Source organism: Pseudooceanicola profundi (assembly GCF_050897955.1).
In the GTDB taxonomy this organism is placed as follows: Bacteria; Pseudomonadota; Alphaproteobacteria; order Rhodobacterales; family Rhodobacteraceae; genus Pseudooceanicola.
In genome coordinates this window covers 73,126-96,713 of sequence record NZ_JBPAXZ010000006.1, presented here as the reverse complement: position 1 = coordinate 96,713, position 23,588 = coordinate 73,126, and the positions used below count along the sequence as shown (strand labels likewise).

Below are 23,588 nucleotides of genomic sequence, written 5' to 3'. Positions count from 1 at the left end.
ATGCGGACCGGTCGGGTGAACACCCGGGCCGGTCCTCTTGCGGCTAGGCAAAATCCTTGACCGGGGGTAGGTTTCCCATATGGCCGATATCGTCAATCTCAACCGGTTCCGGAAACACAAAGCACGCGAAGACAAACGCGCGACCGCAGATCAAAATGCCCTAAAGCATGGGCGATCGAAATCCGACAAGGCGCGGGACCAGCTGGAAAAGAACCAGCAGGAACGTCATCTCGACAACCACCGGATTGACGAGGACTGATGTCCGCGCGGCCACGCAAACATTCGCTGACCCTGCACGGGCATCGCACCAGCGTTTCCCTGGAAGATGAGTTCTGGACTGCATTCCGCACAATCGCCCGTGATCGCAATCAGCCATTAAACCTACTGGCAGCTGAAATCGACGAGGCCCGCGGAACGGATGCGGGGCTCGCCTCTGCGATCAGGGTGTTTGTGCTCAACCACTATCGGGACAGAGCGGGCGGCTGAGTTTACTCTGCCGCCGCCGTGCTGTCGGGGCCCGTGGCGACGTTGTCGGACCCTTCCGCCATGCTGTCCGCAGGCTTATCCTTGCGCTTGCGGGTATAGGTCCGCTTCGGCTTGGATTTGGGGGCCGCGTTTGCCTCTGGCTTCTGATCCGACTGGCTTTCGGGTGTCTCAACCAGACCGCTATCTGTTTCGCCACCGTTCTCGATCACGTCAGGTTGATCGCCCAGCCCTGCGGCCTGCGGACGATCTTGGTCGGAATTCGCAGATCCGTCCTGATCCTGATCCTGGCGGGCCCGCTCGCGATCCCGCTCGGACTGGCGTTTGCGATTCTCCGCATCCTGCTGTTCGCGCTGTTTTTCCTGCTCTTTCTGAGCCGCGCCAAGCATCCGCAGATAATGTTCCGCATGCTGCTGGAAGTTTTCCGTCGCCACCCGGTCACCGGACAGCTGCGAATCCCGTGCCAGCTGATTGTACTTGTCGATGATCTGCTGCGGTGTGCCGCGCACCTTCCCTTCGGGACCGGAGCTGTCGAACACCCGGTTTACAATATTCCCGACGGATTTATTGCGGTTCGACTTGTTGCGCGAACGTGATTTCGATGATCTCATGGGCCTCTTGCGAGCCTTGCTCTGCTTCTGTCGGTCAATCCGGCCCGCGCGGTCCGTTCGGCGCTGAGGCGGCAATCGACGCTGTGGGCTTACTGGCAAATGGCGGATGCAAACTGCATCACTGCCGTGCCTGTATATGGAATAAACATGTCCCTCCCACGATTACAAGGGGGAAACCGAAACAAGTTTTACTTTCATCACGAACCTTCACCAGCTGTGACCGAAAGGTCGCGAGCATCAGGGCGCACGCCCTTTGACAACGCGATCGCGGCCGTCCAGATCGGGCAGCACAGTGACATCCTTCAGACCAGCGGCTGCAAAGAGCGCGCTGACATCCTTACCCTGAGTGGGCCCAATCTCGACCATAAGCCATCCTCCGGGGGCCAGAACCCGGCCTATCTCGCCACAGATGCGCCTGTAGGCAATCAGACCATCCGCCCCATCCGTCAGCGCATTTTCAGGATCGAAACACCGCACCTCTCGCGACAGCCCGTCCATTTCGGTCTGCGCAATATAGGGCGGGTTGGACAGGACAAGCCCAAACGGTCCCTCTACCGAGCCGAGCCAGTCCGACTGCTGCAGCCGCATCCGGTCCGCGACGCCGATCCGGCGCGCATTCTCCTCCGCGACAGTCAGGGCGGAGGTCGAAATATCCGTCCCCGTCCCATGCGCACCAGATATTTCCGAAAGTACTGAAATTAGTATACAGCCGCTGCCCGTACCAAGATCCAGAACGGTATCCGCAGGATGTTCCAGCGCCGCCCGAACCAGAACCTCGGTTTCCGGACGCGGATCCAGCACGGCATCCGTGACGCGAAAGACATGCGTCCAGAAGGCCCTTTCTCCTATGATGCGCGAGACAGGACAGCCGTTCCGGCGCATCTCCACCGCGGCTTCGAACCTTTCCAGCTGATCGGCAGAGATCGGGTCATTGCTCACCAGGCTCAGCCGCCCGGGCGCGAGGTCCAGAACCCATTCCATGATCTTGCGAAGATCACGCATTGGATTATCTGCACCATCTAAACTATTCTTATAGTTAAATATTGCCTCAGATATCTTCAGGTCAACCTCCTGCCGACATCTCGGCCAGAAGCTCGGCCTGATGATGCGCCGCCAGCGCATCCACCAGTTCGCCCAGCCCGCCCTGCATGACCTGTTCCAGCCGGTAGAGCGTCAGGTTGATCCGGTGGTCCGTGACCCGCCCCTGCGGAAAATTATACGTCCGGATCCGCTCGCTGCGGTCGCCGCTGCCGACCTGCGCCTTCCGGTCCGCTGCCCGGTCATCCTGCATCATCTGTCGTTTCTGATCAAACAGACGCGTCCGCAGCACCTGCATGGCAATAGCCCGGTTCTGATGCTGAGATTTTTCCGAGGAGGTCACGACAATCCCCGTAGGAATATGGGTGATCCGTACAGCGGAATCCGTCGTGTTCACATGCTGCCCTCCCGCCCCGGAGGCCCGCATCGTGTCGATCCGGATATCGCCGGGATCGATCTGGATATCCACATCCTCCGCCTCTGGCAGCACGGCCACCGTCGCAGCCGAGGTGTGGATGCGCCCGCCGCTTTCCGTCGTTGGAACCCGCTGCACGCGATGCACGCCGCTTTCGAATTTGAGCCGGGCAAACACATTGTCACCCTGAATATTGGCGACCACCTCCCGGATGCCGCCCAGTTCGGTCTCCTGCAGCGTCACGATCTGAAACCGCCAGCCGCAGATCTCGCTGTACCGCTGATACATTCGCAGCAGGTCGCCGGCGAAAAGCGCCGCCTCGTCGCCGCCGGTGCCGGGCCGGATTTCCAGCATGGCTGGACGCCCGTCCGCCGCATCACGCGGCAAAAGCGCCAGCTGAACGGCCTTTTCCAGCTGCGGCACGCGGCGGGTCAAATCCGCCACCTCCTCCTGCGCCAGATCACGCATTTCGGGATCGGCCAGCATGGCCTCGGCCTCCGTCAGCGCCCGTGTGGCCTCCTGCCAGTCCCGGATCGCCTGCACGACCGGTCGCATTTCGGAATATTCCCGCGACAGGGTCGCAAAATCCCCGTCTCCTTCAGCCATCTTGGCTTCCAGGAACTCGAAACGCTGCAGGATCTGGTGAAGACGGTCGTCCAAAATCATGGCCCTGCCTTCCTCCATCCAAATCATTTGGTCAAGAGGTCGCCCCATGATAGACTAAGGAATGCGTCTCCTTGTCTGTCTCAGCCTTCTTCTGCCTGCCCCGCTCCTTGCAGAGAGCGGTACCGGACGAAAAGTGATCGAGTGCTACTGCACCGACAGCACCGGCGGCCGCATCGAACTGGGAGAGGTCATCTGCCTCCGCGTAGACGGGCGCAGCTTTACCGCGCAATGCCAGATGTCGCAGAACGTCCCCATGTGGCGGGAGTTGAACTCGGGCTGCGTCAGCGCCGCCCTGCCCCAATCCGTGCCCAAGTCCGCTTTGCAGGACCCGGCGGAAATTCAACTCGCCGGAATTGCGGGTGAGTAAGGGTCATCCGGTCGCCCCGCGGACCTCTGGCGCCGGAAACCAGCTCAGATCCAGCTCTTCATAACGGTTGTCGTAATCCGCGATGCGGCGCAACCGGTCGAGATCGAGCAGTTTGACATAAGGCCGGTCGATGGCAATCAGTCCCTCCTCGGTCATCTGTTTCAGAAGGCGGTTCACATAAACCTTCGTCAAGCCAAGACATTCGCCGATATCCACCTGCCGGAAAGGCAGTTTGAACCGGCGGCCCATATCAGGGTTGGACAGCAGCAGACGGCTGTGAATATCCAGCAGAAAATGCGCCATTCTCTCACGTGCCGTGCCCACACCCAGCATCGCCAGCCGGTCTTTCAGCGAGACCTGATCAAGGCTGCTGATCGTCATGAGCAGCGCGGCGAGGCGCGGCGTATCTTCGAATATCTCCTGCAAATGATGGCGCGGAAAGGGGCAGACCACGCCTTCTGTCACCATCACCACTTCATGCGCGGCCCGGGAAATACCCAGCGAGGGCAGCCCGACAACCTCGCCGGGCAGATAGACGCGCAGCGTCTGCCGGCGTCCCTTGCTGCAGAGCTTTCGCGCCAGCGCCCAACCGCGTTTCAGAATGAACAGGCGCTCTGCCGGTTCGCCGGTATTCACCAGCACCTCTCCGGCTTTCACGGATTCTTCGGTTTCTTCCATGCGCCGCACAAAGGCACATTCCGGTTCGGTCAGCTTGGCGTAACGTGACAACCGGCTCGCAATACAGCTGCCTGAGGGCATATCCGCCCGCTCCGCGCCGGTCTGCCCCGTCTGGGCAATTCGAGGATAGAGTGCCATGTCTTGCTCTCCTTTCTTCGGACACGTCAGAACGCGCCCGTTTCAATCGGGAGAAAAACACGCAAAAACAAAAGCAGTTCCGCCAATCCGGATCAGACGCCTTTGCAGTAAAGTAAAATGGATAAATAAAGCATTGATCCTAAAGCGTCATTTCGCACCCGGCAAAACCCCGCCGTCCAGCTCCCTCCAGCGGGCCCGGCCCGGTCCCGGCACAGAAAATGCCGGAATTTGATCCAGATTTCGTTAAAATTCGACCATGAGCGACCAGTAGCTTCGCCGAAAAGGAGCATCCGCCATGAGACACCAGACCGCCTTTCCGGCCGAAATGACCGGCCAGCCGCGCCACCGGCGCCTGTTCGAACTGCTGCGTAACAGCGAACCGGCCCCGCGCCCCCAGCCTCGCCATGACGATCGCGCTGAGGTCATCGACCCTCAGGCCCTGTTCCTGAGCGAGGCACAGGACAGTTTCCGCTTCGTCTGATCAGCCACGATATCCTGTGGCAACCACGAATTTCTCGGAACTGTCGGACCGGGATGAGGGCGGTTTGACATTGGCGACCTTGTCGAACTTCTGCTTCAGCAGCTTCTGAAGCTCGCCCTCCGCCCCGCCGGCCAGCACCTTGGCGACAAAGGTGCCGCCCTCCTCCAGCACATCAAAAGCGAAATAGGCGGCGGCCTCGCACAAAGCGATGATCCGCAGGTGATCGGTCTGCTTATGGCCCGAAGACGCCGCGGCCATGTCCGACATGACAACATCCGCCTTGCCGCCCAGCCATTCCTTGACCTTCAGATCCGCGTCGTCTTCCATGAAGTCGAGCTGGTGGATCTCCGCCCCCGGCAGAGGCTCGACCTCCTGAAGGTCGACACCGACGATGCGGCCCACGGCCTTGCCGGACTTCGTGCCAAGCGCATTGATCCGCGGCACCGCCACCTGCATCCAGCCCCCCGGCGCACAGCCCAGATCGACCACCCGCGCCCCATTGACCAGAAACCGGAATTTATCGTCCAGTTCCATGATCTTGTAGGCCGCGCGCCCGCGATAGCCCTCGGCCTGCGCGCGCTGCACATAGGGGTCGTTCAGCTGCCGCTGCAACCAGCGGGTCGAGGACAGTTTACGTCCGCGCGCCGATTTGACCTTGATGGTCAGATCGCGCTGCCCCCGTCCGGAGGTGTTCTTGCCTGTGGGTTTCTTTGCCATGGTGCTGCTCCTCTGGCCAGAAACCCCGCGCAGGTCAAGTCTCAGTAAGGGGTATCTTCAAGAACGCCATGCGCCGACATCTGCGCATAAAGCAGCCCTTCGCGCAGGCCCCGGTCCGCCACCGACAGCCGGTCCGTGGGCCAGCAGCGCAAAAGCGCCTGCAGAATGGCGGCGCCGGACATGATCAAACTCTGCCGGTCCTGCCCGATACGCGGGTCGGCGCGGCGCCCTTCGGGCCCCAGCGACAGGTAATCGCGGATCACCCGGTCGATCTGGTCCGAGGTCATGCGCAGCCCGTCCACCTTGGTCCGGTCATAGCGTTTCAACCCCAGATGGGACGCAGCCACCGTTGTCACCGTCCCGGAGGTGCCGATCACTTGGAACCCCTCCCGCGTCTGTTCGTCCTTATAGGGCGCAAACTCCGCCAGCGATTCCTCAAAGAACCAGGACATCAGTGCAAAGCGCGCCGTGTCGTCCTGCACATCGCGGAACTGATCGCGTAATGTCGCAACACCAAGCGGCACAGAGATCCAGTCCACCACTTTGGCCGCCGGAAACGGGCTTTCGGGCGGATGAAACCCGGCATGCAGCCGCATGATCGCCCGTGGCCGGTCGCGGCGCGGCACGGCGGTCAGATCAATCCAGACGAGTTCCGTCGAGCCGCCGCCGATATCCACGACCAGCAGCTGATCCGTCTTGGTCGACACCAGCGGCGCGCAGGAGATCACGGCCAGCCGGGCCTCCTCCTCCGGCTCGATAATCTCGAGCGACAGCCCGGTTTCGCGCTGCACCTGTTCAATGAAGCGCCGGGCGTTGGAGGCACGGCGACAGGCCTCTGTCGCGACCAGCCGCATGTGACGGACCTTGTGCCGCTTGAGTTTCTGCTGACAGACCCGCAGCGCCTGAATGGTGCGCGTCATCGACGACCGCGACAACTGGCCAGAGCGTTCCAGGCCCGCCCCCAGCTGCACGGATTTGGAGAAACTGTCCACCACATGAAACTGGCTGCCCTTTGGCTGGGCGATCAGCATGCGGCAGGAATTGGTTCCGAGGTCCAGCGCCGCATAAAGCTCGGCGGGATCGGGTTGAGTGGGTACGGGGCTCTCGACCGGTTTCGGGAAAGCGCCCGCACCTTTGGGACGCCTGGGCGCCATGGTCGCGCCCTCCTGATATGTGTTGTGTAGACACTACAATACTGATTTTAACCAATCAAGTGGCCGCAACTCTGCCTAGTGATGACCCGCCTTTTCACTTCCGGTCATCGACTTTCACAATGCAATGCCGGATTGATGCGTCGCTGCGCTCTGGCTAGGCTCCGGCGCAAAGGTTCCTGGGTGAAAGGACCTCTCTCCATGGATGCACGGGCCCGCAAAATCTGGTCCTCGGCGCTTGTCGCGGCCCTTGCCTGTGTCACCGCCGCGTTGCTCCTGCCCGGCTACCTGACCCGCGCGGCGGCCGTGCCTCCGACGGAGGGCAGCTATTTTGTCCGCCGCGCCTTCGACATCCACACCAGAGTATATGACGCGGCCGGAACCTTCGGCCGGCTGTCGTCCACCGCGCAATACGGTGCGGTCACCTCGTTCGACTGTGCCCCCTCCGCAGTGGCCCGGCGGGAGTTTGGCTGGCGTGGCGCGCGCGAGGTCATCTTCGACTGCCCGGCCACATTCACCGACAGTGAAGGCCGCAGCTATGCCTGGGTCTTCCGGGTGCTTCCGGCGGATGACACGGATGAAAATGTCTCCCCTGACGGATACCGGACCATGGGTATCGACGCGGCCGAAGCGCATGGCATTCTGGCCGCCCGGGGGCTTCTGCCCTGAACCGGCGCTCCGCACGCGGCCGACGACTACCGGCTCACGGGCTCAAAATCTTGCGGATTTCTCCGCCCCGTCCCTCTGGTCCTGATGTCCGCAATGTCCTACTCATGACACCGTCGACCACCCGCCACCAAGCACCGGAGGCCGATGCGCCGCCGCGCCGGGCTGACGATCTGCAGCCGCGTCGCCCAAGCCCCGTGTTGTGTCGAAAACGGCACCTGTCAGCGCCCTGCCCTCACGTAAGACGGAAGGCAGGGAAACGTGAGGAAAGACATGCCCCAGACTGATATCACCCTTGTGTGCTGGCGGGACATTCCCGCCCAGGTGATCGTCGGCAAGGGGCGCAAGGCGGCCAAGGCCATTCTGCCCGAAAGGTTTGAACAGGCCATCGACCGCGCCGCCATGAAGGTGGGAGCGTCCGACACCGACGCTTATCTCGCCGAATGGCGCAAACTCTCTCTCGATCCCCAGGAGGGCGACCCCTCCGACATCGCGGCGCGCGAGGTTGCGCGTCTGGATGCCGAGTTCGATCAGGACCGCCTCAAGGCGCTGATCGCCAATGATGGATGGGCATGACGCCCCGGGGATTGAAGGAGGCCTTGATGGCTATTCTCAACTTTGGCCGCCGCAAGGCGCCTGCGACTGCAACCGCCGGGCTGGAAAGCTTCCTTGACGGCTATTCCATCGAGGTCATGCCGCGCACCGCCGAAAAGGTCGAGGATTTCACCACCCTCCTGCCCCGTGGCACGCGCGTCTACATCGCCCATATCGACGGCACGCCCATCGAAGAAATGGTGGCGACTGCCGCCCGCCTCGCCGATGACGGGTTCGACGTCATGCCGCATTTCCCGGCCCGCATCATCCCCGATGCCGCCACGCTGGAAGACTGGATCAACCGCTACCAGACAGAGGCCGGCGTCCGTCAGGGCCTGATCCTCGCCGGTGGCGTGGCCGAGCCGAAGGGGGAATTCCACTGCTCCATGCAGCTCCTGGAGACCGGGCTTTTTGACCGCGCGGGCTTTACCCATCTGCATGTCGCAGGCCACCCCGAGGGCAACCGCGATATCGACCCCAATGGCGGCGATGCGGCGGTGATGGATGCACTGGCATGGAAACAGGCCTTCTCCCAGCGGACCGATGCCAAGATGGCGCTCGCCACCCAGTTCGTGTTTGACGCCGCCCCCGTGATCGACTGGGCCGACCGGCTGCAGGCGGCGGGCATCGATCTGCCCGTCCATGTCGGCGTGGCGGGCCCCGCCAAGCTGCAGACGCTGATCAAATTCGCCATTGCCTGCGGTGTCGGCCCCTCGCTCAAGGTGCTGCAGAAACGCGCCATGGATGTGTCGAAGCTTGTGCTTCCCTACGAACCGACCGATTTACTGGCCGAGCTCGCCGCGCATAAGGCCGCCAATCCGGACAGCCTGATCGCACAGGCGCATATCTTCCCGCTGGGGGGCATCAAGACCGCCGCCAGCTGGGTCACCACAAACGCAGGCAGCGCCGGCACCCCCGCCGCACTGACCGCCTGAGACCAAGATCGCGGCGCGGCCCACGCGCCGCCCAACAGGAAAGACGACCCGCATGACCCGCACCGTGATCGAAAGCAAAACCAAAACTGTCACCATCGGTTTTGACGAACCCTTCTGCGTGATCGGTGAACGGATCAATCCCACGGGCCGCAAGAAGCTCGCCGCCGAGCTGGAGATGGACGATTTCACCACCGTCGAGAAGGACGCGCTGGAACAGGTCGCCTGCGGGGCCATGGTGCTGGACATCAACTCCGGCGCCGTCTTCACCAACAAGATGGCGTCCGACCCGCGCTATGCCGACAATAACTTTGTCGAACCGATGCTGATGCCGGAGCTGGTCAAACGGGTGCAGTCGCTGGTCGACGTGCCGCTCTGCATCGACAGCTCTGTTCCCGGCGCCCTGGAGGCCGGTCTAGAGGCTGCGGAGGGCCGTCCCCTGCTGAACTCGGTCACCGGAGAGGAGGAACGGCTGGAGCTCGTCCTGCCGCTGGTCAAAAAATATAACGTGCCGGTGGTGGCGATCTCCAACGACGACACCGGCATTTCCGAAGACCCCGATGTCCGCTTCGCCGTCGCCAAGAAGATTGTCGAACGCGCGGCGGATTTTGGCATCCCCGCGCATGACATCGTCGTTGACCCGCTGGTCATGCCGATCGGTGCCATGGCGACAGCCGGCCAGCAGGTCTTCACCCTCGTCCGGCGCCTGCGGGACGAATTGGGCGTGAACACCACCTGCGGAGCCTCCAACGTCTCCTTCGGCCTGCCAAACCGGCACGGGATCAACGCGGCCTTCCTGCCCATGGCGATTGGCGCCGGCATGACCTCCGCCATCATGAACCCCGTGCGTCAGGTCGAGATGGAGGCGATCAAGGCTGCGAACATGCTGATGAACCACGATCCGAACGGCAGCAACTGGATCGCCTTTACCCGTATCCTCGATGCGACCAAGGAAGGGGCAACCTTTGCCGAGGCCGCACAGGCCGCTGCAGCCGCAGGCAGCGGACGCGGCGGGCGTCGTCGGCGCCGCTGACTCGGATACAGTCAGCTGCCACGCCCTGCCGTGCAGCGAATTTCCGTGGCCGCGTAACCTCACCTTAACTCGCAGAGCTCTACACCCGTCCCATCCGACCATGGAAGGGATGCTGAAATCATGCTGCGAACGATGCCTCCGACGGCAATGAGTTACTTCCGGGTGGTGAGCGATGGCTGACTGCGTAAAGCTTCCCGCGCGCCTCGATCTCTCCGCGGCCCCGCCGCTCGCCCAGGAGCTGCGCGATAGACTGGGGGCCGATCTGGCCCTCGATGCCGCGGAGGTCATTCAAATCGGTGCGCTCTGCACACAGGTCATCCGGTCCGCCGTGATCAGCCTCGCGGCGGAAGGGTATCGTCTCGACATCTTAAATCTGTCTGACAAATGCGCGGATCAGCTCGGCCACCTCGGGTTCACCCCCGCCACTCTGACGGAGGCCCGGACATGAGCCAGACTGTCCTTGCCGTCGACGACAGCCGCACCATGCGTGACATGATCAGAATGTGCCTGGCTCCGGCCGGTTTCACCGTCCATCTCGCTGACGACGGGGTTCACGGGGTTGAGGTTCTCTCAGCCATCCAACCAGACGCCATTATCACTGACATCAATATGCCGCGGATGGATGGCTTCGGGTTCATCAATGCCGTGCGCAGCCAGTCCCAGTATCGTGGCGTTCCCATTCTCGTGCTGACAACCGAAAGCGCTCCTGAACTGAAGCACCGCGCGCGGGAAGCCGGCGCCACCGGGTGGATCGTCAAACCCTTCGACCCGACAAAGCTTGTTCGCGCGCTGAACATGGTCACCGGGTAGGACCTGCTCATGACCGATACCAACGACCCAATGGCGGAAATCCGCGCTTCGTTCTTCATTGAATGCGAAGAACTTCTTGAATCGCTTCAGGATGGTTTGCAGGCCATGGATGACGGCAGCGATGATCCGGAAACCATCAACATCGTATTCCGCGCAGTCCATTCGATCAAAGGCGGTGCCGGAGCCTTCGGCCTCGAAAAGCTTGTTCGTTTTGCGCATCGGTACGAAACAGTTCTGGACAAGGTGCGCAATGGCACCCTGAACGCAGACCCCGAACCGCAAAAGGTCTTCTTTCAGGCCGCGGATCACCTGTCGGACCTCGTGCGCATGTCCCGCGACGGCACCGACATTCCCGAAGACGCAAGCCACCAGCTGATCGCGGCCCTCGACAATCTCCTCGGCGAACATTTTGAAGAAGAAGACGTAAGCGCAGACGATTTTCAACCGCTTGGTCTGTCCCTTGATCTGCCCGACGTCGACCAGCCTCCGATCGAAGAGGACATCACACCGGAATTTGTCATTAAGTTCCAACCCGGTCAGGAGCTTTTTGCAACCGGTAATGAACCGCAAATTCTTTTGCGCAACCTTTCACAACTGGGCGAGGCCACGGTCGTCTGCGACGACACCTCGCTGCCAGAGCTCAAAGATCTCGCACCGGAAACGCCGTATTTCCGGTGGATCGTCACGCTCCAAACCCGGGTCACAGAAGACGAAATCCGGGAAGTTTTTGAATTTGTCGAGGGGCTCTGCGAGCTTGAGATAACCAGTTCCCCGCCGTCCGGCTCGGGAGAGCAGCCCCCCCTTGTTCCGCAGGACGATAGTCCGGTCGAAAGCGCGGTCGAAGTCCAATCCGACACGCCTGCCGCTGCCCCAATAGAAACGGCGCCCGCGTCCACGAAAGACGCCCCACCCGCACGAACAGCGACGCCAGAACCGAAAAATACCTCCGGACCAAAATCGGTGGTCAGGGTCGATCTGGAACGTATCGAACGATTGGTAAACCTCGTCGGTGAGCTCGTGATTAACCAGGCAATGCTGGCCCAAAGCCTCGATCAGGCCGGTCTCTCGCCGCATTCCGATGCGATGAACGGGCTGGAAGAATTTCAGCGCCTGACCCGGGACATCCAGGACAGCGTCATGATGATCCGCGCTCAGCCTGTCAAATCTCTGTTCCAACGCATGTCCCGCATTGTCCGCGAAGCCTCAGCGGCCGTGGGTAAGGAAGTACGCCTCATCACCGACGGCGAAGCCACCGAAGTGGATAAAACTGTAATCGAACGACTCGCAGATCCACTTACCCACATGATCCGCAATGCAGTCGACCATGGCCTGGAAAAAAGCGCCCAGGACCGGACAGCATCAGGCAAGCCACCGGTTGGCCAGGTCCGCTTGTCTGCGGCGCACCGTTCCGGACGCGTCATCATCGAAGTTTCCGATGACGGAGCGGGAATCAACAGGCCAAAAGTTCTCGAAATAGCCAAATCCAAAGGATTGATATCGCCGGAAATAAGCCTGACAGATACAGAAATTGACGGCCTACTATTTCTCCCGGGGTTTTCCACGGCATCAAAAGTTTCCGATCTTTCCGGGCGCGGTGTTGGCATGGATGTTGTGAAAACGTCGATACAACAATTGGGCGGCCGAATATCCATACAATCCGATCCAGGGCGCGGAACAACGTTCACCATAAGCCTCCCGCTGACGCTTGCGGTTCTCGATGGCATGGTCGTGAATGTCGCGGACGAAACGCTGGTTCTCCCACTCAACGTCGTTGTCGAAACCTTATCGCTTGGCCCCGATGACGTCGACATGCTCCGTCCGGGGCGCCACGTCGTACGCGTCCGTGGGGGATTTGTTCCACTTTATGATCTGGGTGTCATGCTGGGCTATCGCCAACCACGCACGACATATGACGGCGCCATAGTTTTGCTGATTTCGCTTGAAGACGGTACAAGAGCAGCCCTCGTTATCGACGCAATCCACGACCAGCGCCAGGTCGTCATTAAGGGACTCGACGACAGCTTTTACAGGGCTCCCGGCATAGCAGCGGCGACCATTCTCGGCGATGGAAGGATTGCCTTAATCCTGGACCCGGCCGATGTCATCGCAGAGGCCAATTCAAATCGGCCGACCGACCTGATGGCCGCGGAAAGGAGAACTGCAAATGAATGAAGTTGCGGCAACCGGCGCACTGGAATTACTCACATTCAAGGTCGCTGACCAGGAATATTCCCTCGACATTATGTCTGTCCGCGAAATTCGTGGTTGGACCCGCACAACACCAATGCCGCACGCACCTGAGTACATGCGTGGCGTCATAAATCTTCGCGGTACAGTTTTGCCTGTAATGGATCTCGCGCGCCGGCTCAAACTGCCGGCGAGGGAAACAACAGATCGAAACGTCATCATAGTGGTCACCATTAAAGGCACAGTCACTGGTCTTCTGGTCGATGCAGTTTCTGACATAGTCGCAATGTCAGAAAACGACCTGCAACCACCTCCGGAGATGTCGTCCGACCCACAGATGTCTGTCGTAAGAGCGCTCACTGTCATTGATGACCGGATGATACGAGTACTCGATTTGTCGTCTGTAGTACCTGGCACCACGGAAGAAGTGGCATGACCGAACACCAGCTCGCACGACCGGTCGAAATGAATATCACCTGCTTTCGCAAAATATCCGACCTCGCAAAATCGGAAGCAGGACTAATTTTGCCTGACAGCAAAAAGACCATGGTTCAGTCTCGCCTACGCAACCGAATGAACGAGCTGAACATCTGCGATTATGAACAATATTTTGAATATGTCAGTGGCGATGCTGGCGCCTCCGAACGCAAGCTGATGATCTCAGCATTAACGACAAACGTTTCACATTTCTTTCGAGAACAGCACCATTTCGACTCCTTCCTCAAAGATGTACTACCCGATCTAGCGACGCGCGCAAAATCTGGTCAACCAATTAGGATCTGGTCCGCAGGATGTTCAAGCGGACAAGAGCCCTATTCAATCGCAATGACAATTCTTTCGCACGCACCAGAAATTGCTTCACTAGATGCCCTCATCCTCGCGACAGATATTGACACAAAAATACTAGAGGCGGCGAAGTCAGCAAAGTACAGCGAGCAACAGATTTCCGGCATACCCGAACAGTACCTCAACAGTTTTGCAGATAAGAGGACGGCCGGCGGATATACAATGAAAGAACAAGTGCGGCGGCTTGTTAGATTTAAAGAGCTGAACCTGCTTCGCGAATGGCCCATGAAAGGAAAATTTGACGCAATTTTTTGCAGAAATGTCGTGATCTATTTCGACACTCAAACTCAGTCCAAATTATGGCCACGATTTCACGAGGCTCTACGCCCCAATGGGTGGCTATACCTCGGACACTCCGAACGAATATCAGACGAACATTTAAAACGATTCCAAACAGTTGGCGTCACCGCCTATCGCAAAATCCAATGATGCCAAACCAAAACGAGAGGCAAGACTGATGGCCCTAAGAGATAAACTTAGAGTAATGGTGGTTGACGACACATCGACCAGCAGGGGGCTCATCACCCAGGCTCTGGACACGTTTGGTATAAAGAATGTCAGCGCTACAAGCGATGGGCCATCCGCAATCATAGAGATTGAACGATCACCCGTTCACCTAGTCATTTCCGACTATAATATGCCTGACATGAACGGTCTTGAACTTCTTAAACGGCTGCGAAGCGCACCGAAGACAAAAGGGGTTGGGTTTATTTTGATTACAGGTAAAGCGGACAAAGCCATCATCGACCAAGGACGCGCTTTGGGGATGAACAACTTCATCAAAAAGCCGTTTGACGTTGGCGGGCTACAAAATTGCATAGAAGCGGTGGTCGGTAGAATTTGATGCCCCGCACATCTGACACCACGGGAAACGGAGAAGAGATCATACCCGCCGATCGAGCGTTGAGCCTTCTTCTTGGGAACGCCATCGAAATGCAAGAAATTGCGGTTGGCCTAGAGAATACCTATACGCGAAACCTGCCAGAAAGAGGCGAGCTCAGCTCCGAAGCCATTCAAACAATTCAGAGACTTGACTATTTGACACAATCATTGACGGACTTGTGCGCCATCATCGAAATGATGGCACCGAGGCTTGGCTGGAACCCCCAAGCCGAACCGAATTATAACGCATTTGCGTCTTCAGTAAGGCTCGAATCTAGCCTCCAAAAATTATCGCCAAGTGCATCGCAAAAATCGGATATCAGCGAAGATCAGATTTGGTTCAACCCCGAACAAATGTGAAATTAGAACAACTCCATGCCGTTGCCGACTGGCGGAGTTATTATTTCCTCTTGAGGGATCGCGCTGACTGTCTTCTGCATCGCGCGCCCACTCCCGGGATAAAATTTTATTTGTCGCGCAGTCGTACCCCCCAGTGAAGCGTTCAGGCAAGAAATGTTTTCTCTGCTTAAGAAATTCAAAGCGAACTCTCCATTGGCTTGCCCGACATCCGACAATCCCCGTACCATGCGAGCGCCGCCAAAAATCTTTGCGCACAAATTTCCACGCACCCCGCCCTTCCTGACTATACCATTAATCAGCAATTCCATCGCATTGACCCCGGCGAAATCCGAAGGCATGCCGTTAACAGTTGTTCTTGCGACAAGAATATGGTTCATGCCGCCAATCATATTCACTGGATCCCAGAGACATACCGCCACACAGGACCCCAGTATCGTTGTGATCACGGTGTCCGGCCCTCCTCCAACACCAATCTCACCCTGGGTAATTGATATATTGTGCTCAGACATAATCCGATCCCTGGTGTAAAAAATTCAGTATGTGCTTATGCTACAGAACACAATTTCACAATTTCAAGTGGCATTGATCCAAGCGCCAATTGTTTGGTAATTGCCCCACGCTCCATCGCAGCGCGGGGCATTCCGTACACAACGCTCGTTTGTTCGTCCTGGCCAAGTGTGACAGCGCCGGCCTCATGCAGCTTCGCGATCCCGCTTGCACCGTCGGTACCGATACCGGTTAAAAGAACTGCAACAATTTTATCGGCGAAATTGGTCGCGGATTTGAACAATTCATCTACGGATGGATAGTGCCCGTTGGTCCGTGGACCTTCAAAGTTACATATTTTCAAACCACTTCCATCTTTCCTGACACCCGTGTGCACGGTCCCACCGGGGGCCACGTAAACATGGCTTTTTTCGATCTTGGCTCCATCATCGGCGATTTCCACCTGGTGGAGTGTTTCCGTGGCCAACCTCTCAGAAAAACTGGTCAAAAAGCTCTTTGGCATATGCTGAGCGATGATGATGGGTGGACCGCCGACCGGAAGATTTTTAAGGATGTATTCGATTGCGGCTACTCCGCCCGTCGAGGCACCTATCAAAACGGTGCGTCCGTTCCATTTAATGGACGGTATGGAAGGTGCGCTCGGATCGACACCTTCCCTATTATGTTGCAAGCGCAGTTTCGAAGCCTTGGCTGCTAAAATGCTTCGGGACAACCTTTGAATAGTCTCGTCGTTCAAACCCGTTGTCGGTTTGACCTGAACATCTACGGCGCCCAGAGCTAAAGCATGGACGGCTGCCCTGCTTCCTTCTGCAGTCACGCTCGAAAACATAATGACCGGCATCGGTCGAAGACGCATCAGCCGCTCGAGAAAGTCGAGGCCGTTCATGCGCGGCATTTCCACATCCAGCAACAAGACATCCGGGTCCAGTAGCTTTATTTTTTCGCGCGCCTCGTAGGGATCAGCCGCCGTTCCGACCACAGCGATAGCAGGATGCTGAGAGAGTGCGTGGCTCAACACATTTCTGATTACGGCCGAGTCATCTACTATAAGAATATTGCATCGTGATCCCATGGCAATTGACCGGCTCAAACTTGATCCCCCCACCCCGTTCCTACGGTGCCCGATGCCTGCCCAACTGTTGCATGCCTGAGGTGCGGGCCATCCACATTCCGGACCCCACTGGTGTGAAACTGACCGGTGGAAACCAGAAGACCCTGCGCTCGGGTCGCTAAAGCATGTGCGGCCGAGTTCGTTTCCTCGAACATCGCGGCATTGCGTTGCGTGGTCTGATCGATCTTCAGTATTGAATCGTTAACCTGACGCAACCCGCTGCTTTGCTCCTCACCGGCCCGGGCGATCTCCTGTATGTGGACAGAAATTTCGGACACAGATATCGCGATGTCCTGCAGGGCTGAATTTGCGCGGGATACGAGTTCGACGCCTCTTGCGACCTGATGTTCCGAAGTTGAGATGAGGTCCGCAATTTCCGCCGCCGCGCCCGAGCAACGCTGTGCGAGTGCGCGAACTTCTGTTGCGACAACGGCAAAGCCCCGCCCCGCCTCACCAGCGCGGGCGGCTTCAACACCGGCGTTCAGTGCAAGCAGGTTGGTCTGAAAGGCTATGTCATCAATGACGCTGATCACTTTCACGATTTCGGTCGAGGACGCCGCGATCGAAGACATCGCCTTTTCTGCGTCTCCAACAACAGCACCCGAGTCCTCGGCCGTCTTTCTGGTTTTTGAAACCAATTCATTCGCGCGGGACGCGCCCTGGGCCGTGTCTGCGATATTCGATGTAAGTTGATCGAGCGCCCCCGCCGTCGCCTGCAAGGTAAGCGCCTGTTGTTCCGTCCGACGCGCCATATCATCTGCCGCCTTGACGATTTCTTCGGTCTGATCGCACATGAGCGAAGATTCAGTTGCGACCGAACCGAGCGCGTTGCAGAGGTTTTGGACTGCCGAATTGAAATCAGTCCGGATCTGCCGATATTCCTCTGCCACTTCGGCCGTAACGCGATGGGACAAATCGCCGTCGGAAATCGCCGAAAGTCCCAGGCTGAGCGCGTCAACAAGGTCGGCCTGTCGCTGTACCGAAAGCAGCTGATCGCGCTCGGCTGATCGCAAGGACAACGTTGTCTCTGTTACATCAGACCCGATGAAAGCTATGGCAGAGGGTCTGCTTTCGCGGTCCAAAATAGGAAAGAAGGCGCCTTCTGCAAATCTCTCTTCCTTACCGGAGACAAGGAAGCGCCCCTGACACGAGTTCCCCTCAACCAAACGCTCGATCACGCCATGCGCGTCAGGGCCTGACTCGCAGGACTGGAAGGTCTCAACCAGGGACAGGTCGCCGGACTGTCCCGCCAAAGCCTTGAACTGCGGACTCCCGCGAAGGAATTTTCCCGACATTGAGAATTCCGCGCTGAGCAGGTCGGATTCGATCGCCTTCAAGATAGATTCTTCCCGCCGGCGTTCTGTGACATCAATCCATTCCACAACAAGACCCGCACGCAGGTTGCTGTCTGTTTCGATCGCATTGAGTTTCAATTGCAGGGCAGCCGAACCGAGCCGGATATCCGTCACAAACGGTAGCCTGTCAGGCTGCAAGAGCATCTCACGGATCCGTCCGGGCACTTTGTGAAAACGGTCCATGTTCAAACCGACAAGCCCGTCCGGCGTGATCTCAGGGTCTATTGTGCGGAAATCCCCAATCCTGTCGCGGACGAGACAGACCAGAGCGGCATTGACGTAAGTAATGGTGAAGTTCGCATCGGTCGTCATCAATGCGGCCGAGGTCGCGCCGGTTGCCGACGCAACATGCTTTAGCTGCTTCTCCGCCTCCAGGCAGTCCGTCATCTTATGCCTCAAACCTTCTGTCGCGGCAAAGACCCGAGCCGCAGGCCAGGTCAGCGAGGGTTCCGGAAACGCGGCCAGATCTCCGCCCTCCAGTGCTGAAATCTGACGGGTCAGCCGGGACAGGATTGCCCCCATCCACAGCGCCGCTCCACCAGCCAGGAGGCCAAGGCACACAAACAAAACGATATTTCCGGGAATCGTCCGCGTCGCCTCTGCCTGGGCGATCGCAGGTAGCGGCCAGATCGCCCCGGTCGAAAGACTGTAGACCAGTATATTACGGCGAGACAGCACCCTGGCTTCGGCAGACATGACAACTCCCTGTGTCGTGGGCCGAAAGGCGACCCGATCGTCCGTCGTTATCGCCACCGCAGGTGAAAATTGATTTAATACCCGAGAGGAAGCCCGTCACACGAGGCCTTCGTCCCGCGCCAGCATTGCCGCATGGGTTCGGTTGCGGGCATTCAGCTTGCGCGACAGGGTCTTCACATGCAGTTTGACCGTCACCTCCTGCACGCCAAGGTCCCGCGCTATCTCCTTGTTTGACAAACCTTCTGCCAAGCCTTTCAACACGTCGATCTCACGACGCGTGAGCCCCAGAGGCCGACCATTGCTCATCTCATCGGGCAGATAGACCTCGCCCCGCAAGAGGGTGTTCACGGCCAGAACAAGATCCTGCGGCGACAGAGTTTTGGGCAAAAAACCTGCTGCACCAAGGTCAATCGCCTGCCGGATGACCGCCGGGCCGGCTGCCCCGGAAAGAAGCGCCACCGGAGCGGACCCCGCCAGTGCCAGGATATCGGCAAGCCCGGCCAGCCCTTCCATCCCGGGCATGCGATAATCCAGCAGCACCAGGTCAGTGCCGCCGAGCGTCTCCAGCGCCGTACGGGCTTCTGTCAGGGAACCGACGCAATAAACGTCTAAGCCACCGGCACGCCTTAGATATTCTGCAATGGTTTCGCGGACCAGATCATGGTCGTCCGCTAACAAGAGATGGGACATTCTTTGCGCTTCCCTTCGCGTTCCTGGTTCGTAGCCTATACAGAAGAACAGGCAAGCTCCATATCACTTGCCCCTGCGTTCATCTCACAGCAACCTTTTATCATCTATGAACCGAACCGGAGCACTGACACGGGGACGGCTATGACTGCACTGACGCGAAACCTCCGCACCAAAGGGTCTTTGATCACAACGATCAAGAATATTGGACACGCTGCGCTATGCGTGCTCGTCACCGGCGTGCTGATCGCGCTTGGTTCGACGTCTCAGGCCGACACCTTTACCTATTCCGACGACGATCCGCTAAGACTTACTGTCATGACCGGCAGGCACAGCTTCAGTTTTTCCGATGGCGGTCTGCGCGGCCTACCTGCAGAGAGTTTTTCCACCACCACGATCTGGACAGAGGGTACACAGCATTTCACGGGTGTATCGGTCGCGTGGCTTCTGGATTACCTCGATATCGACGAAGGTCGGCTGCAATTGACAGCCGCCAACGCCTACCAGATCACCATCCCGGTTGAGGAATTGATGACATCAAAAGCCATTTTGGCCTACGATCGGAACGGCCGCCCCATGACACTTAGGGACAAAGGCCCCCTCTGGCTGGTATACCCATACGACAGCGGACCGGAGTATCAGAATGAAAAAATCTACGCGAATTCGATCTGGCAGCTAGAAGACATTAACGTCGTTCCATGACGATTCAGAGCAAGGGCACCACATGCCGCGCCAGGAAGGCGAAACCGGCCAATCAGCGCAGAACCAGCCTCCATCCAGCCGAAGGCATCAGAGCACGGCGCGTGACCTGACAGCGCGCCATTTTGCGCTGTTCCGGGTCCTGGCGCTTACTGTTCTACTGGGCATCGCAACTGCCGTCGTTCTCTTTCTTCTGACCGAAGTACGCGCCAAATTGCGCGACCTCGCCTCTTCTCCCCGCGACAACATCCAATGGACGTTCGCCCAGTTCGAGGTCGAGTATCTTGAATTTGCACTGGCGCTCAACATCGCCGCGACCCCCTCAGACAAAGCTCCCGAACCAACAGAGCTGACGAACCTCCGCAGACGATACGACATCCTGTATTCACGGCTCCAGACGATGCGCGAAAGCGCCATCTATCAGGAAGCATTTGATCGCGCCGGCACACAGGAAATCTTTCAGGACGTCGCGGATGAGATACAGGGCATGAGCACGACACTTGATCTGCCCGACGCCGCCGTTGCAACCGAACTGGAAGCGCTTCAACGCCGGGTTGCCCCGCTTCGCGACACCACTCGCTATTTGATGACGCGCGGCAATCAGGCCTTGGCCATCATGTCCGATGCGCAGCGATCCCAGATCGCGGTCGTCCTGCAACGCCTTGCCATCGCGACAACCTTCCTTCTGTTTGTTCTTGCCGCATTTGCGGTTCAGTTCCGACGCATCGCCGCCAGGTCAGATACGCAGCTGCAGGAAAATCTGGCCGTATCTGCTGAATTGGAGTCCATTTTCAATACCTCCCGCGACGGTATTGCCGTGATTGACGGCAACGGCATTCTCATCAGCGCCAACCGCGCCGCGATGGACATGTTCGGCCGGACCGAAGACCTTTTGCTGGGGCGACGTATCGGGGTTATCGTCAGGCAGACCGGAGCGGAGCAATCGCCACCGGTAACCGGCCGGGACCTGTTCCAGGCGGCGCGAACCGGCCGGACCTCGGGCATGCGCCTGACGGCAATCCACCGGAACGGCGCGGAGTTTCCCGTTGAGATGTCACTTGGCCTGTCATCAGGCCACCGCCGCACCTGTGTCTGCGTGATCCGGGATATCACCCATCAGATCGCGGCCGAGACCGAACTGCTGGACTCCCGCGATCGCGCCCGCGCCGCCGAACGGGCCAAGGCGCGGTTCCTCGGGACGGTCAGCCACGAAATGCGCACCCCGCTGAACGGCATTATGGGTGCGATCGAACTCATCTCAAAAGCTTCCGAAACCGACGACCGCATCGCCACAACGCTTGCGCCCTATCTTCCTGTATTGCGTGCATCTTCGGAAAGCCTTCTGACCCTGGTCGAGGACGTGCTGGACATCACCCAGATCGAGCGCGGCCTGCGACTGAACGTCCGACGCTTCTGTCTTGAGACGCTGCTGAAAACGCAGGTGCGTACCGCCAGTATCCCGGCGCGCGAACAGGGCAACAGCATCACTCTCGATACCGGTGGCATCGGGTATGTCCGTGGTGACCCGGACCGGCTCCGCCAGGTGATCGCCAACCTGCTGTCCAATGCCGTCAAATTTACTCAAAACGGAGAGATCAGTCTCGAAGTCAGCCGGCAGGCGGGCGACCAGGTCGAGATCCGGCTGTCGGACACCGGATTCGGCATGACCGAGGACGAAACCAGCCGCATCTTCGACGATTTTTTCCGGTCCAACGTCGCTCTGGATCGTCAGATACCCGGCACGGGGCTTGGCCTCGGCATCACCCGGAACATCATCCACGCCATGGGCGGCACGATCAATGTGGAAAGTATCGCCGGCGAAGGCACCGTATTCTGGCTGACGCTCGATCTGCCGGAGGAGACTGCGCTGGAAGAGGCCCCGGCACCCGCGCCGCTCCTTCCGGCCACCACCACACCGGCGCGTCTGATGCTGGTTGAAGACAATGAGACCAACCGCTTCATCGCGCGCCAGATCCTTGAAAACGACGGTCATCATGTGACGGAGGCCAGAAACGGCGCCCAGGCCGTCGATCTGGCGGCGACACATGCGTTTGACCTGATCCTCATGGATGTCTCCATGCCGGTCATGGACGGGATCGAAGCCGCGCGCCAGATCCGGGATCAGCAAAACGGATGCAATCGGCAAACCCGCATCGTGGCCCTCACGGCCCATATAGACAGCAGCCTTGTCGAAACCGGGGCGGCCGAGGTCATGGATGCCATCCTCCACAAACCATTGAACAAGGACCAGTTGCGGGCGGAAATCGCGCTGGTCACTGCGGCGCCTGCCCCGCAGGTTGCCACCCCGGTCGTGACGGCCGACGTGAAACCGGCCGGCGACCTGATCCGAACCCTTGGTCAGGAAACGGCCAGCCAGATTATCCCCCGCATGGTCCAGGAGATCGACAGCACCCTGCCGCGTCTGCTCTCGGCGAAAGAAACCGGCAGTGCCCGGGACATGACCGGCCTTGCCGACGCCTGTCATGATCTGGCCGGGGTCGCCGCCTATCTCAACCTTTCCGCGCTGCATACGGAACTCGTTCGTGCGGAAATGGCATTCCGCAGCGCCTTGCCCGCAGAAGAACCGCTGGCCAGGGCCTCTGCCGCCTGGGACATGACCAGAGGAAAACTGATCGACGCGGTCGAGACGCGGGCAGCAACCTGAACGCCCCCGCTCTTCTGCCGATTGGCCCTTGACCTGACCGCGCGCGATTGTCCAGCATTAGACCAAGAGGTCCAGTGACGCCGCCGGGAAAAGATCAGCCGCCATGACCAAGCAATGGAACAAGGCCCTACAGCTGGTCCATCTGGGATCCGCGCCGACACTCCGGCCCGGCCACGCGCGCCTTGCCGCACCACGGGTCAGTAAGCGCCCCGTTCGTCAGGTCAGCATCGCAACATGACACGCCAAGGCCAGGAAACCCGGCAACGCCTGATCCGGACCGCTCTGACCCTGTTTCAGACGCAGGGCTATCACGCCACCGGAATCGCTGCGATCCTGAGCCATGCGGGCGTTCCCAAAGGCTCGCTCTACCACCACTTTCCGGGTGGAAAAGAGGAACTGGCGATTGCGGCCGTCGATTGGCTAAGCCAGGACATGGCGGAGCGGTTTGACCGCGCCACATCGGGAAATATACCTGCCGAGAAACAGATCCGGCGCCTGTTTGCAGATACCGCAGCCTGGCTGGAAAGCCATTCCTACCGTCAGGGCGCGCTGCTGTCGCTGCTGGCGCAGGAGGTCGAGGAATCGGAAACCGCGTTACGGGCGCGCGTCTCTCTTGCCTATCGCACCGCGTCGGAGCAGCTCTCCTCCGCGCTGGCCGCCGGCGGTGCCGCCAATACGACAGAGCTGGCCACAACTGTTCTGGCCGCTCTGGACGGGGCGACCGCGCGTGCAAGGGCGCAGCGCAGTTCCGTTGGACTTGTGGCCTGTGGAGACATTCTGGCCTCGGCCGTCATGACCTGATTTCGACCTACC

At 59.1% G+C, this 23,588-nt stretch carries 28 protein-coding genes; 18 read left to right on the top strand and 10 right to left on the bottom strand.

What is annotated here, in order from left to right; all coding sequences use genetic code 11:
* The first annotated feature begins 79 nt into the window (after positions 1–79).
* Together ACRARG_RS20390 and ACRARG_RS20385 are read left to right on the top strand one after the other, a co-directional pair.
* Positions 80–259 carry a DUF4169 family protein gene (locus ACRARG_RS20390; RefSeq protein WP_432691866.1) on the top strand — a complete coding sequence of 60 codons (180 nt, stop codon included), beginning with the start codon at positions 80–82 and terminating at the stop codon, positions 257–259.
* On the top strand, positions 259–486 hold the full coding sequence (locus ACRARG_RS20385) for a ribbon-helix-helix domain-containing protein (protein ID WP_432691865.1): 228 nt from the start codon (positions 259–261) through the stop codon (positions 484–486). Before ACRARG_RS20390 ends, ACRARG_RS20385 begins: the two co-directional genes overlap by 1 nt.
* A 2-nt stretch (positions 487–488) precedes the next feature.
* Here ACRARG_RS20385 and ACRARG_RS20380 read toward each other — a convergent pair whose 3' ends face one another.
* From ACRARG_RS20380 to prfA, 3 genes are all read right to left on the bottom strand, one after another.
* Positions 489–1,094, bottom strand: coding sequence for a DUF4167 domain-containing protein (locus tag ACRARG_RS20380; protein ID WP_432691864.1), 606 nt, complete (start codon positions 1,092–1,094; stop codon positions 489–491).
* 237 nt (positions 1,095–1,331) lie between these two features.
* Complete coding sequence (gene prmC / locus ACRARG_RS20375) at positions 1,332–2,216, bottom strand: peptide chain release factor N(5)-glutamine methyltransferase (RefSeq protein ID WP_432691863.1); 885 nt, start codon at positions 2,214–2,216, stop codon at positions 1,332–1,334.
* The gene (prfA, locus tag ACRARG_RS20370) at positions 2,158–3,213 is read right to left on the bottom strand and encodes a peptide chain release factor 1 (RefSeq protein WP_432691862.1); all 1,056 of its coding nucleotides are present in this window, start codon (positions 3,211–3,213) and stop codon (positions 2,158–2,160) included. Before prfA ends, prmC begins: the two co-directional genes overlap by 59 nt.
* 61 nt (positions 3,214–3,274) lie before the next feature.
* Between prfA and ACRARG_RS20365 the strand changes: the two genes are divergently transcribed.
* Positions 3,275–3,580 (top strand): hypothetical protein, encoded by a 306-nt coding sequence (locus tag ACRARG_RS20365; protein ID WP_432691861.1) that lies wholly within the window; start codon positions 3,275–3,277, stop codon positions 3,578–3,580.
* A 3-nt stretch (positions 3,581–3,583) separates the two neighbouring features.
* Here ACRARG_RS20365 and ACRARG_RS20360 read toward each other — a convergent pair whose 3' ends face one another.
* Entirely contained in the window at positions 3,584–4,396 is an 813-nt protein-coding gene (locus ACRARG_RS20360; protein ID WP_432691860.1) for a Crp/Fnr family transcriptional regulator, read from the bottom strand.
* Between the two features lie 295 nt (positions 4,397–4,691).
* On the opposite strand from ACRARG_RS20360, the gene ACRARG_RS20355 reads away from it, so the two are divergent.
* Entirely contained in the window at positions 4,692–4,877 is a 186-nt protein-coding gene (locus ACRARG_RS20355; RefSeq protein ID WP_432691859.1) for a hypothetical protein, read from the top strand.
* On the opposite strand, the gene ACRARG_RS20350 is transcribed toward ACRARG_RS20355, so the two are convergent.
* On the bottom strand, positions 4,878–5,594 hold the full coding sequence (locus ACRARG_RS20350) for an RlmE family RNA methyltransferase (protein WP_432691858.1): 717 nt from the start codon (positions 5,592–5,594) through the stop codon (positions 4,878–4,880).
* 41 nt (positions 5,595–5,635) lie between these two features.
* Positions 5,636–6,748, bottom strand: a complete 1,113-nt coding sequence (locus ACRARG_RS20345) for a Ppx/GppA phosphatase family protein (protein WP_432691857.1) — start codon at positions 6,746–6,748, stop codon at positions 5,636–5,638.
* 198 nt (positions 6,749–6,946) lie between these two features.
* Between ACRARG_RS20345 and ACRARG_RS20340 the strand changes: the two genes are divergently transcribed.
* From ACRARG_RS20340 to ACRARG_RS20290, 11 genes are all read left to right on the top strand, one after another.
* Complete coding sequence (locus tag ACRARG_RS20340; RefSeq protein WP_432691856.1) at positions 6,947–7,414, top strand: hypothetical protein; 468 nt, start codon at positions 6,947–6,949, stop codon at positions 7,412–7,414.
* A 270-nt stretch (positions 7,415–7,684) separates the two neighbouring features.
* Positions 7,685–7,987: a virulence factor gene (locus ACRARG_RS20335; protein WP_432691855.1), complete on the top strand. Its 303-nt coding sequence runs from the start codon at positions 7,685–7,687 to the stop codon at positions 7,985–7,987.
* Positions 7,988–8,013: 26 nt separating this feature from the next.
* Positions 8,014–8,940, top strand: a complete 927-nt coding sequence (locus tag ACRARG_RS20330) for a methylenetetrahydrofolate reductase (RefSeq protein ID WP_432691854.1) — start codon at positions 8,014–8,016, stop codon at positions 8,938–8,940.
* A 52-nt stretch (positions 8,941–8,992) separates the two neighbouring features.
* Positions 8,993–9,970, top strand: a complete 978-nt coding sequence (locus tag ACRARG_RS20325; RefSeq protein WP_432691853.1) for a methyltetrahydrofolate cobalamin methyltransferase — start codon at positions 8,993–8,995, stop codon at positions 9,968–9,970.
* A 172-nt stretch (positions 9,971–10,142) separates the two neighbouring features.
* Positions 10,143–10,418, top strand: coding sequence for an STAS domain-containing protein (locus ACRARG_RS20320; protein WP_432691852.1), 276 nt, complete (start codon positions 10,143–10,145; stop codon positions 10,416–10,418).
* A complete protein-coding gene (locus ACRARG_RS20315; RefSeq protein ID WP_432691851.1) occupies positions 10,415–10,780 on the top strand; it encodes a response regulator in 366 nt (121 codons plus the stop codon). Before ACRARG_RS20320 ends, ACRARG_RS20315 begins: the two co-directional genes overlap by 4 nt.
* A 9-nt stretch (positions 10,781–10,789) precedes the next feature.
* Positions 10,790–12,952, top strand: a complete 2,163-nt coding sequence (locus ACRARG_RS20310; protein WP_432691850.1) for a chemotaxis protein CheA — start codon at positions 10,790–10,792, stop codon at positions 12,950–12,952.
* On the top strand, positions 12,945–13,403 hold the full coding sequence (locus tag ACRARG_RS20305) for a chemotaxis protein CheW (RefSeq protein WP_432691849.1): 459 nt from the start codon (positions 12,945–12,947) through the stop codon (positions 13,401–13,403). The genes ACRARG_RS20310 and ACRARG_RS20305 overlap by 8 nt, the downstream gene beginning before the upstream one ends.
* On the top strand, positions 13,400–14,242 hold the full coding sequence (locus ACRARG_RS20300) for a CheR family methyltransferase (RefSeq protein ID WP_432691848.1): 843 nt from the start codon (positions 13,400–13,402) through the stop codon (positions 14,240–14,242). The genes ACRARG_RS20305 and ACRARG_RS20300 overlap by 4 nt, the downstream gene beginning before the upstream one ends.
* A 28-nt stretch (positions 14,243–14,270) precedes the next feature.
* A complete protein-coding gene (locus ACRARG_RS20295; protein WP_432691847.1) occupies positions 14,271–14,657 on the top strand; it encodes a response regulator in 387 nt (128 codons plus the stop codon).
* Complete coding sequence (locus tag ACRARG_RS20290) at positions 14,657–15,055, top strand: hypothetical protein (RefSeq protein WP_432691846.1); 399 nt, start codon at positions 14,657–14,659, stop codon at positions 15,053–15,055. The genes ACRARG_RS20295 and ACRARG_RS20290 overlap by 1 nt, the downstream gene beginning before the upstream one ends.
* Positions 15,056–15,057: 2 nt before the next feature.
* On the opposite strand, the gene ACRARG_RS20285 is transcribed toward ACRARG_RS20290, so the two are convergent.
* The 4 genes from ACRARG_RS20285 to ACRARG_RS20270 all read right to left on the bottom strand — a co-directional run bounded on the left by ACRARG_RS20285 (position 15,058) and on the right by ACRARG_RS20270 (position 19,414).
* The gene (locus tag ACRARG_RS20285; protein WP_432691845.1) at positions 15,058–15,564 is read right to left on the bottom strand and encodes a chemotaxis protein CheD; all 507 of its coding nucleotides are present in this window, start codon (positions 15,562–15,564) and stop codon (positions 15,058–15,060) included.
* A 35-nt stretch (positions 15,565–15,599) separates the two neighbouring features.
* On the bottom strand, positions 15,600–16,634 hold the full coding sequence (cheB, locus tag ACRARG_RS20280; protein ID WP_432691879.1) for a chemotaxis-specific protein-glutamate methyltransferase CheB: 1,035 nt from the start codon (positions 16,632–16,634) through the stop codon (positions 15,600–15,602).
* 14 nt (positions 16,635–16,648) lie between these two features.
* Positions 16,649–18,724, bottom strand: a complete 2,076-nt coding sequence (locus ACRARG_RS20275) for a methyl-accepting chemotaxis protein (RefSeq protein WP_432691844.1) — start codon at positions 18,722–18,724, stop codon at positions 16,649–16,651.
* 96 nt (positions 18,725–18,820) lie between these two features.
* Positions 18,821–19,414, bottom strand: a complete 594-nt coding sequence (locus tag ACRARG_RS20270; RefSeq protein WP_432691843.1) for a response regulator — start codon at positions 19,412–19,414, stop codon at positions 18,821–18,823.
* A 141-nt stretch (positions 19,415–19,555) separates the two neighbouring features.
* On the opposite strand from ACRARG_RS20270, the gene ACRARG_RS20265 reads away from it, so the two are divergent.
* The 3 genes from ACRARG_RS20265 (at position 19,556) to ACRARG_RS20255 (ending at position 23,576) form a co-directional block, all read left to right on the top strand.
* A complete protein-coding gene (locus ACRARG_RS20265; protein WP_432691842.1) occupies positions 19,556–20,113 on the top strand; it encodes a putative pterin-binding protein in 558 nt (185 codons plus the stop codon).
* A gap of 22 nt (positions 20,114–20,135) precedes the next feature.
* Positions 20,136–22,775 (top strand): hybrid sensor histidine kinase/response regulator, encoded by a 2,640-nt coding sequence (locus tag ACRARG_RS20260; protein ID WP_432691841.1) that lies wholly within the window; start codon positions 20,136–20,138, stop codon positions 22,773–22,775.
* A 234-nt stretch (positions 22,776–23,009) separates the two neighbouring features.
* Positions 23,010–23,576: a TetR/AcrR family transcriptional regulator gene (locus ACRARG_RS20255; protein WP_432691840.1), complete on the top strand. Its 567-nt coding sequence runs from the start codon at positions 23,010–23,012 to the stop codon at positions 23,574–23,576.
* Positions 23,577–23,588 lie beyond the last annotated feature (12 nt).

Excerpts from the sequence above, each read along its gene's own strand:
- ACRARG_RS20390 (WP_432691866.1), top strand. The coding sequence starts at position 80 with ATGGCCGATATCGTCAATCTCAACCGGTTCCGGAAACACAAAGCACGC.
- ACRARG_RS20385 (WP_432691865.1), top strand. The coding sequence starts at position 259 with ATGTCCGCGCGGCCACGCAAACATTCGCTGACCCTGCACGGGCATCGC.
- ACRARG_RS20380 (WP_432691864.1), bottom strand. The coding sequence starts at position 1,094 with ATGAGATCATCGAAATCACGTTCGCGCAACAAGTCGAACCGCAATAAA.
- prmC (WP_432691863.1), bottom strand. The coding sequence starts at position 2,216 with ATGCGCTGGCGGCGCATCATCAGGCCGAGCTTCTGGCCGAGATGTCGG.
- prfA (WP_432691862.1), bottom strand. The coding sequence starts at position 3,213 with ATGATTTTGGACGACCGTCTTCACCAGATCCTGCAGCGTTTCGAGTTC.
- ACRARG_RS20365 (WP_432691861.1), top strand. The coding sequence starts at position 3,275 with ATGCGTCTCCTTGTCTGTCTCAGCCTTCTTCTGCCTGCCCCGCTCCTT.
- ACRARG_RS20360 (WP_432691860.1), bottom strand. The coding sequence starts at position 4,396 with ATGGCACTCTATCCTCGAATTGCCCAGACGGGGCAGACCGGCGCGGAG.
- ACRARG_RS20355 (WP_432691859.1), top strand. The coding sequence starts at position 4,692 with ATGAGACACCAGACCGCCTTTCCGGCCGAAATGACCGGCCAGCCGCGC.
- ACRARG_RS20350 (WP_432691858.1), bottom strand. The coding sequence starts at position 5,594 with ATGGCAAAGAAACCCACAGGCAAGAACACCTCCGGACGGGGGCAGCGC.
- ACRARG_RS20345 (WP_432691857.1), bottom strand. The coding sequence starts at position 6,748 with ATGGCGCCCAGGCGTCCCAAAGGTGCGGGCGCTTTCCCGAAACCGGTC.
- ACRARG_RS20340 (WP_432691856.1), top strand. The coding sequence starts at position 6,947 with ATGGATGCACGGGCCCGCAAAATCTGGTCCTCGGCGCTTGTCGCGGCC.
- ACRARG_RS20335 (WP_432691855.1), top strand. The coding sequence starts at position 7,685 with ATGCCCCAGACTGATATCACCCTTGTGTGCTGGCGGGACATTCCCGCC.
- ACRARG_RS20330 (WP_432691854.1), top strand. The coding sequence starts at position 8,014 with ATGGCTATTCTCAACTTTGGCCGCCGCAAGGCGCCTGCGACTGCAACC.
- ACRARG_RS20325 (WP_432691853.1), top strand. The coding sequence starts at position 8,993 with ATGACCCGCACCGTGATCGAAAGCAAAACCAAAACTGTCACCATCGGT.
- ACRARG_RS20320 (WP_432691852.1), top strand. The coding sequence starts at position 10,143 with ATGGCTGACTGCGTAAAGCTTCCCGCGCGCCTCGATCTCTCCGCGGCC.
- ACRARG_RS20315 (WP_432691851.1), top strand. The coding sequence starts at position 10,415 with ATGAGCCAGACTGTCCTTGCCGTCGACGACAGCCGCACCATGCGTGAC.
- ACRARG_RS20310 (WP_432691850.1), top strand. The coding sequence starts at position 10,790 with ATGACCGATACCAACGACCCAATGGCGGAAATCCGCGCTTCGTTCTTC.
- ACRARG_RS20305 (WP_432691849.1), top strand. The coding sequence starts at position 12,945 with ATGAATGAAGTTGCGGCAACCGGCGCACTGGAATTACTCACATTCAAG.
- ACRARG_RS20300 (WP_432691848.1), top strand. The coding sequence starts at position 13,400 with ATGACCGAACACCAGCTCGCACGACCGGTCGAAATGAATATCACCTGC.
- ACRARG_RS20295 (WP_432691847.1), top strand. The coding sequence starts at position 14,271 with ATGGCCCTAAGAGATAAACTTAGAGTAATGGTGGTTGACGACACATCG.
- ACRARG_RS20290 (WP_432691846.1), top strand. The coding sequence starts at position 14,657 with ATGCCCCGCACATCTGACACCACGGGAAACGGAGAAGAGATCATACCC.
- ACRARG_RS20285 (WP_432691845.1), bottom strand. The coding sequence starts at position 15,564 with ATGTCTGAGCACAATATATCAATTACCCAGGGTGAGATTGGTGTTGGA.
- cheB (WP_432691879.1), bottom strand. The coding sequence starts at position 16,634 with ATGGGATCACGATGCAATATTCTTATAGTAGATGACTCGGCCGTAATC.
- ACRARG_RS20275 (WP_432691844.1), bottom strand. The coding sequence starts at position 18,724 with ATGTCTGCCGAAGCCAGGGTGCTGTCTCGCCGTAATATACTGGTCTAC.
- ACRARG_RS20270 (WP_432691843.1), bottom strand. The coding sequence starts at position 19,414 with ATGTCCCATCTCTTGTTAGCGGACGACCATGATCTGGTCCGCGAAACC.
- ACRARG_RS20265 (WP_432691842.1), top strand. The coding sequence starts at position 19,556 with ATGACTGCACTGACGCGAAACCTCCGCACCAAAGGGTCTTTGATCACA.
- ACRARG_RS20260 (WP_432691841.1), top strand. The coding sequence starts at position 20,136 with ATGCCGCGCCAGGAAGGCGAAACCGGCCAATCAGCGCAGAACCAGCCT.
- ACRARG_RS20255 (WP_432691840.1), top strand. The coding sequence starts at position 23,010 with ATGACACGCCAAGGCCAGGAAACCCGGCAACGCCTGATCCGGACCGCT.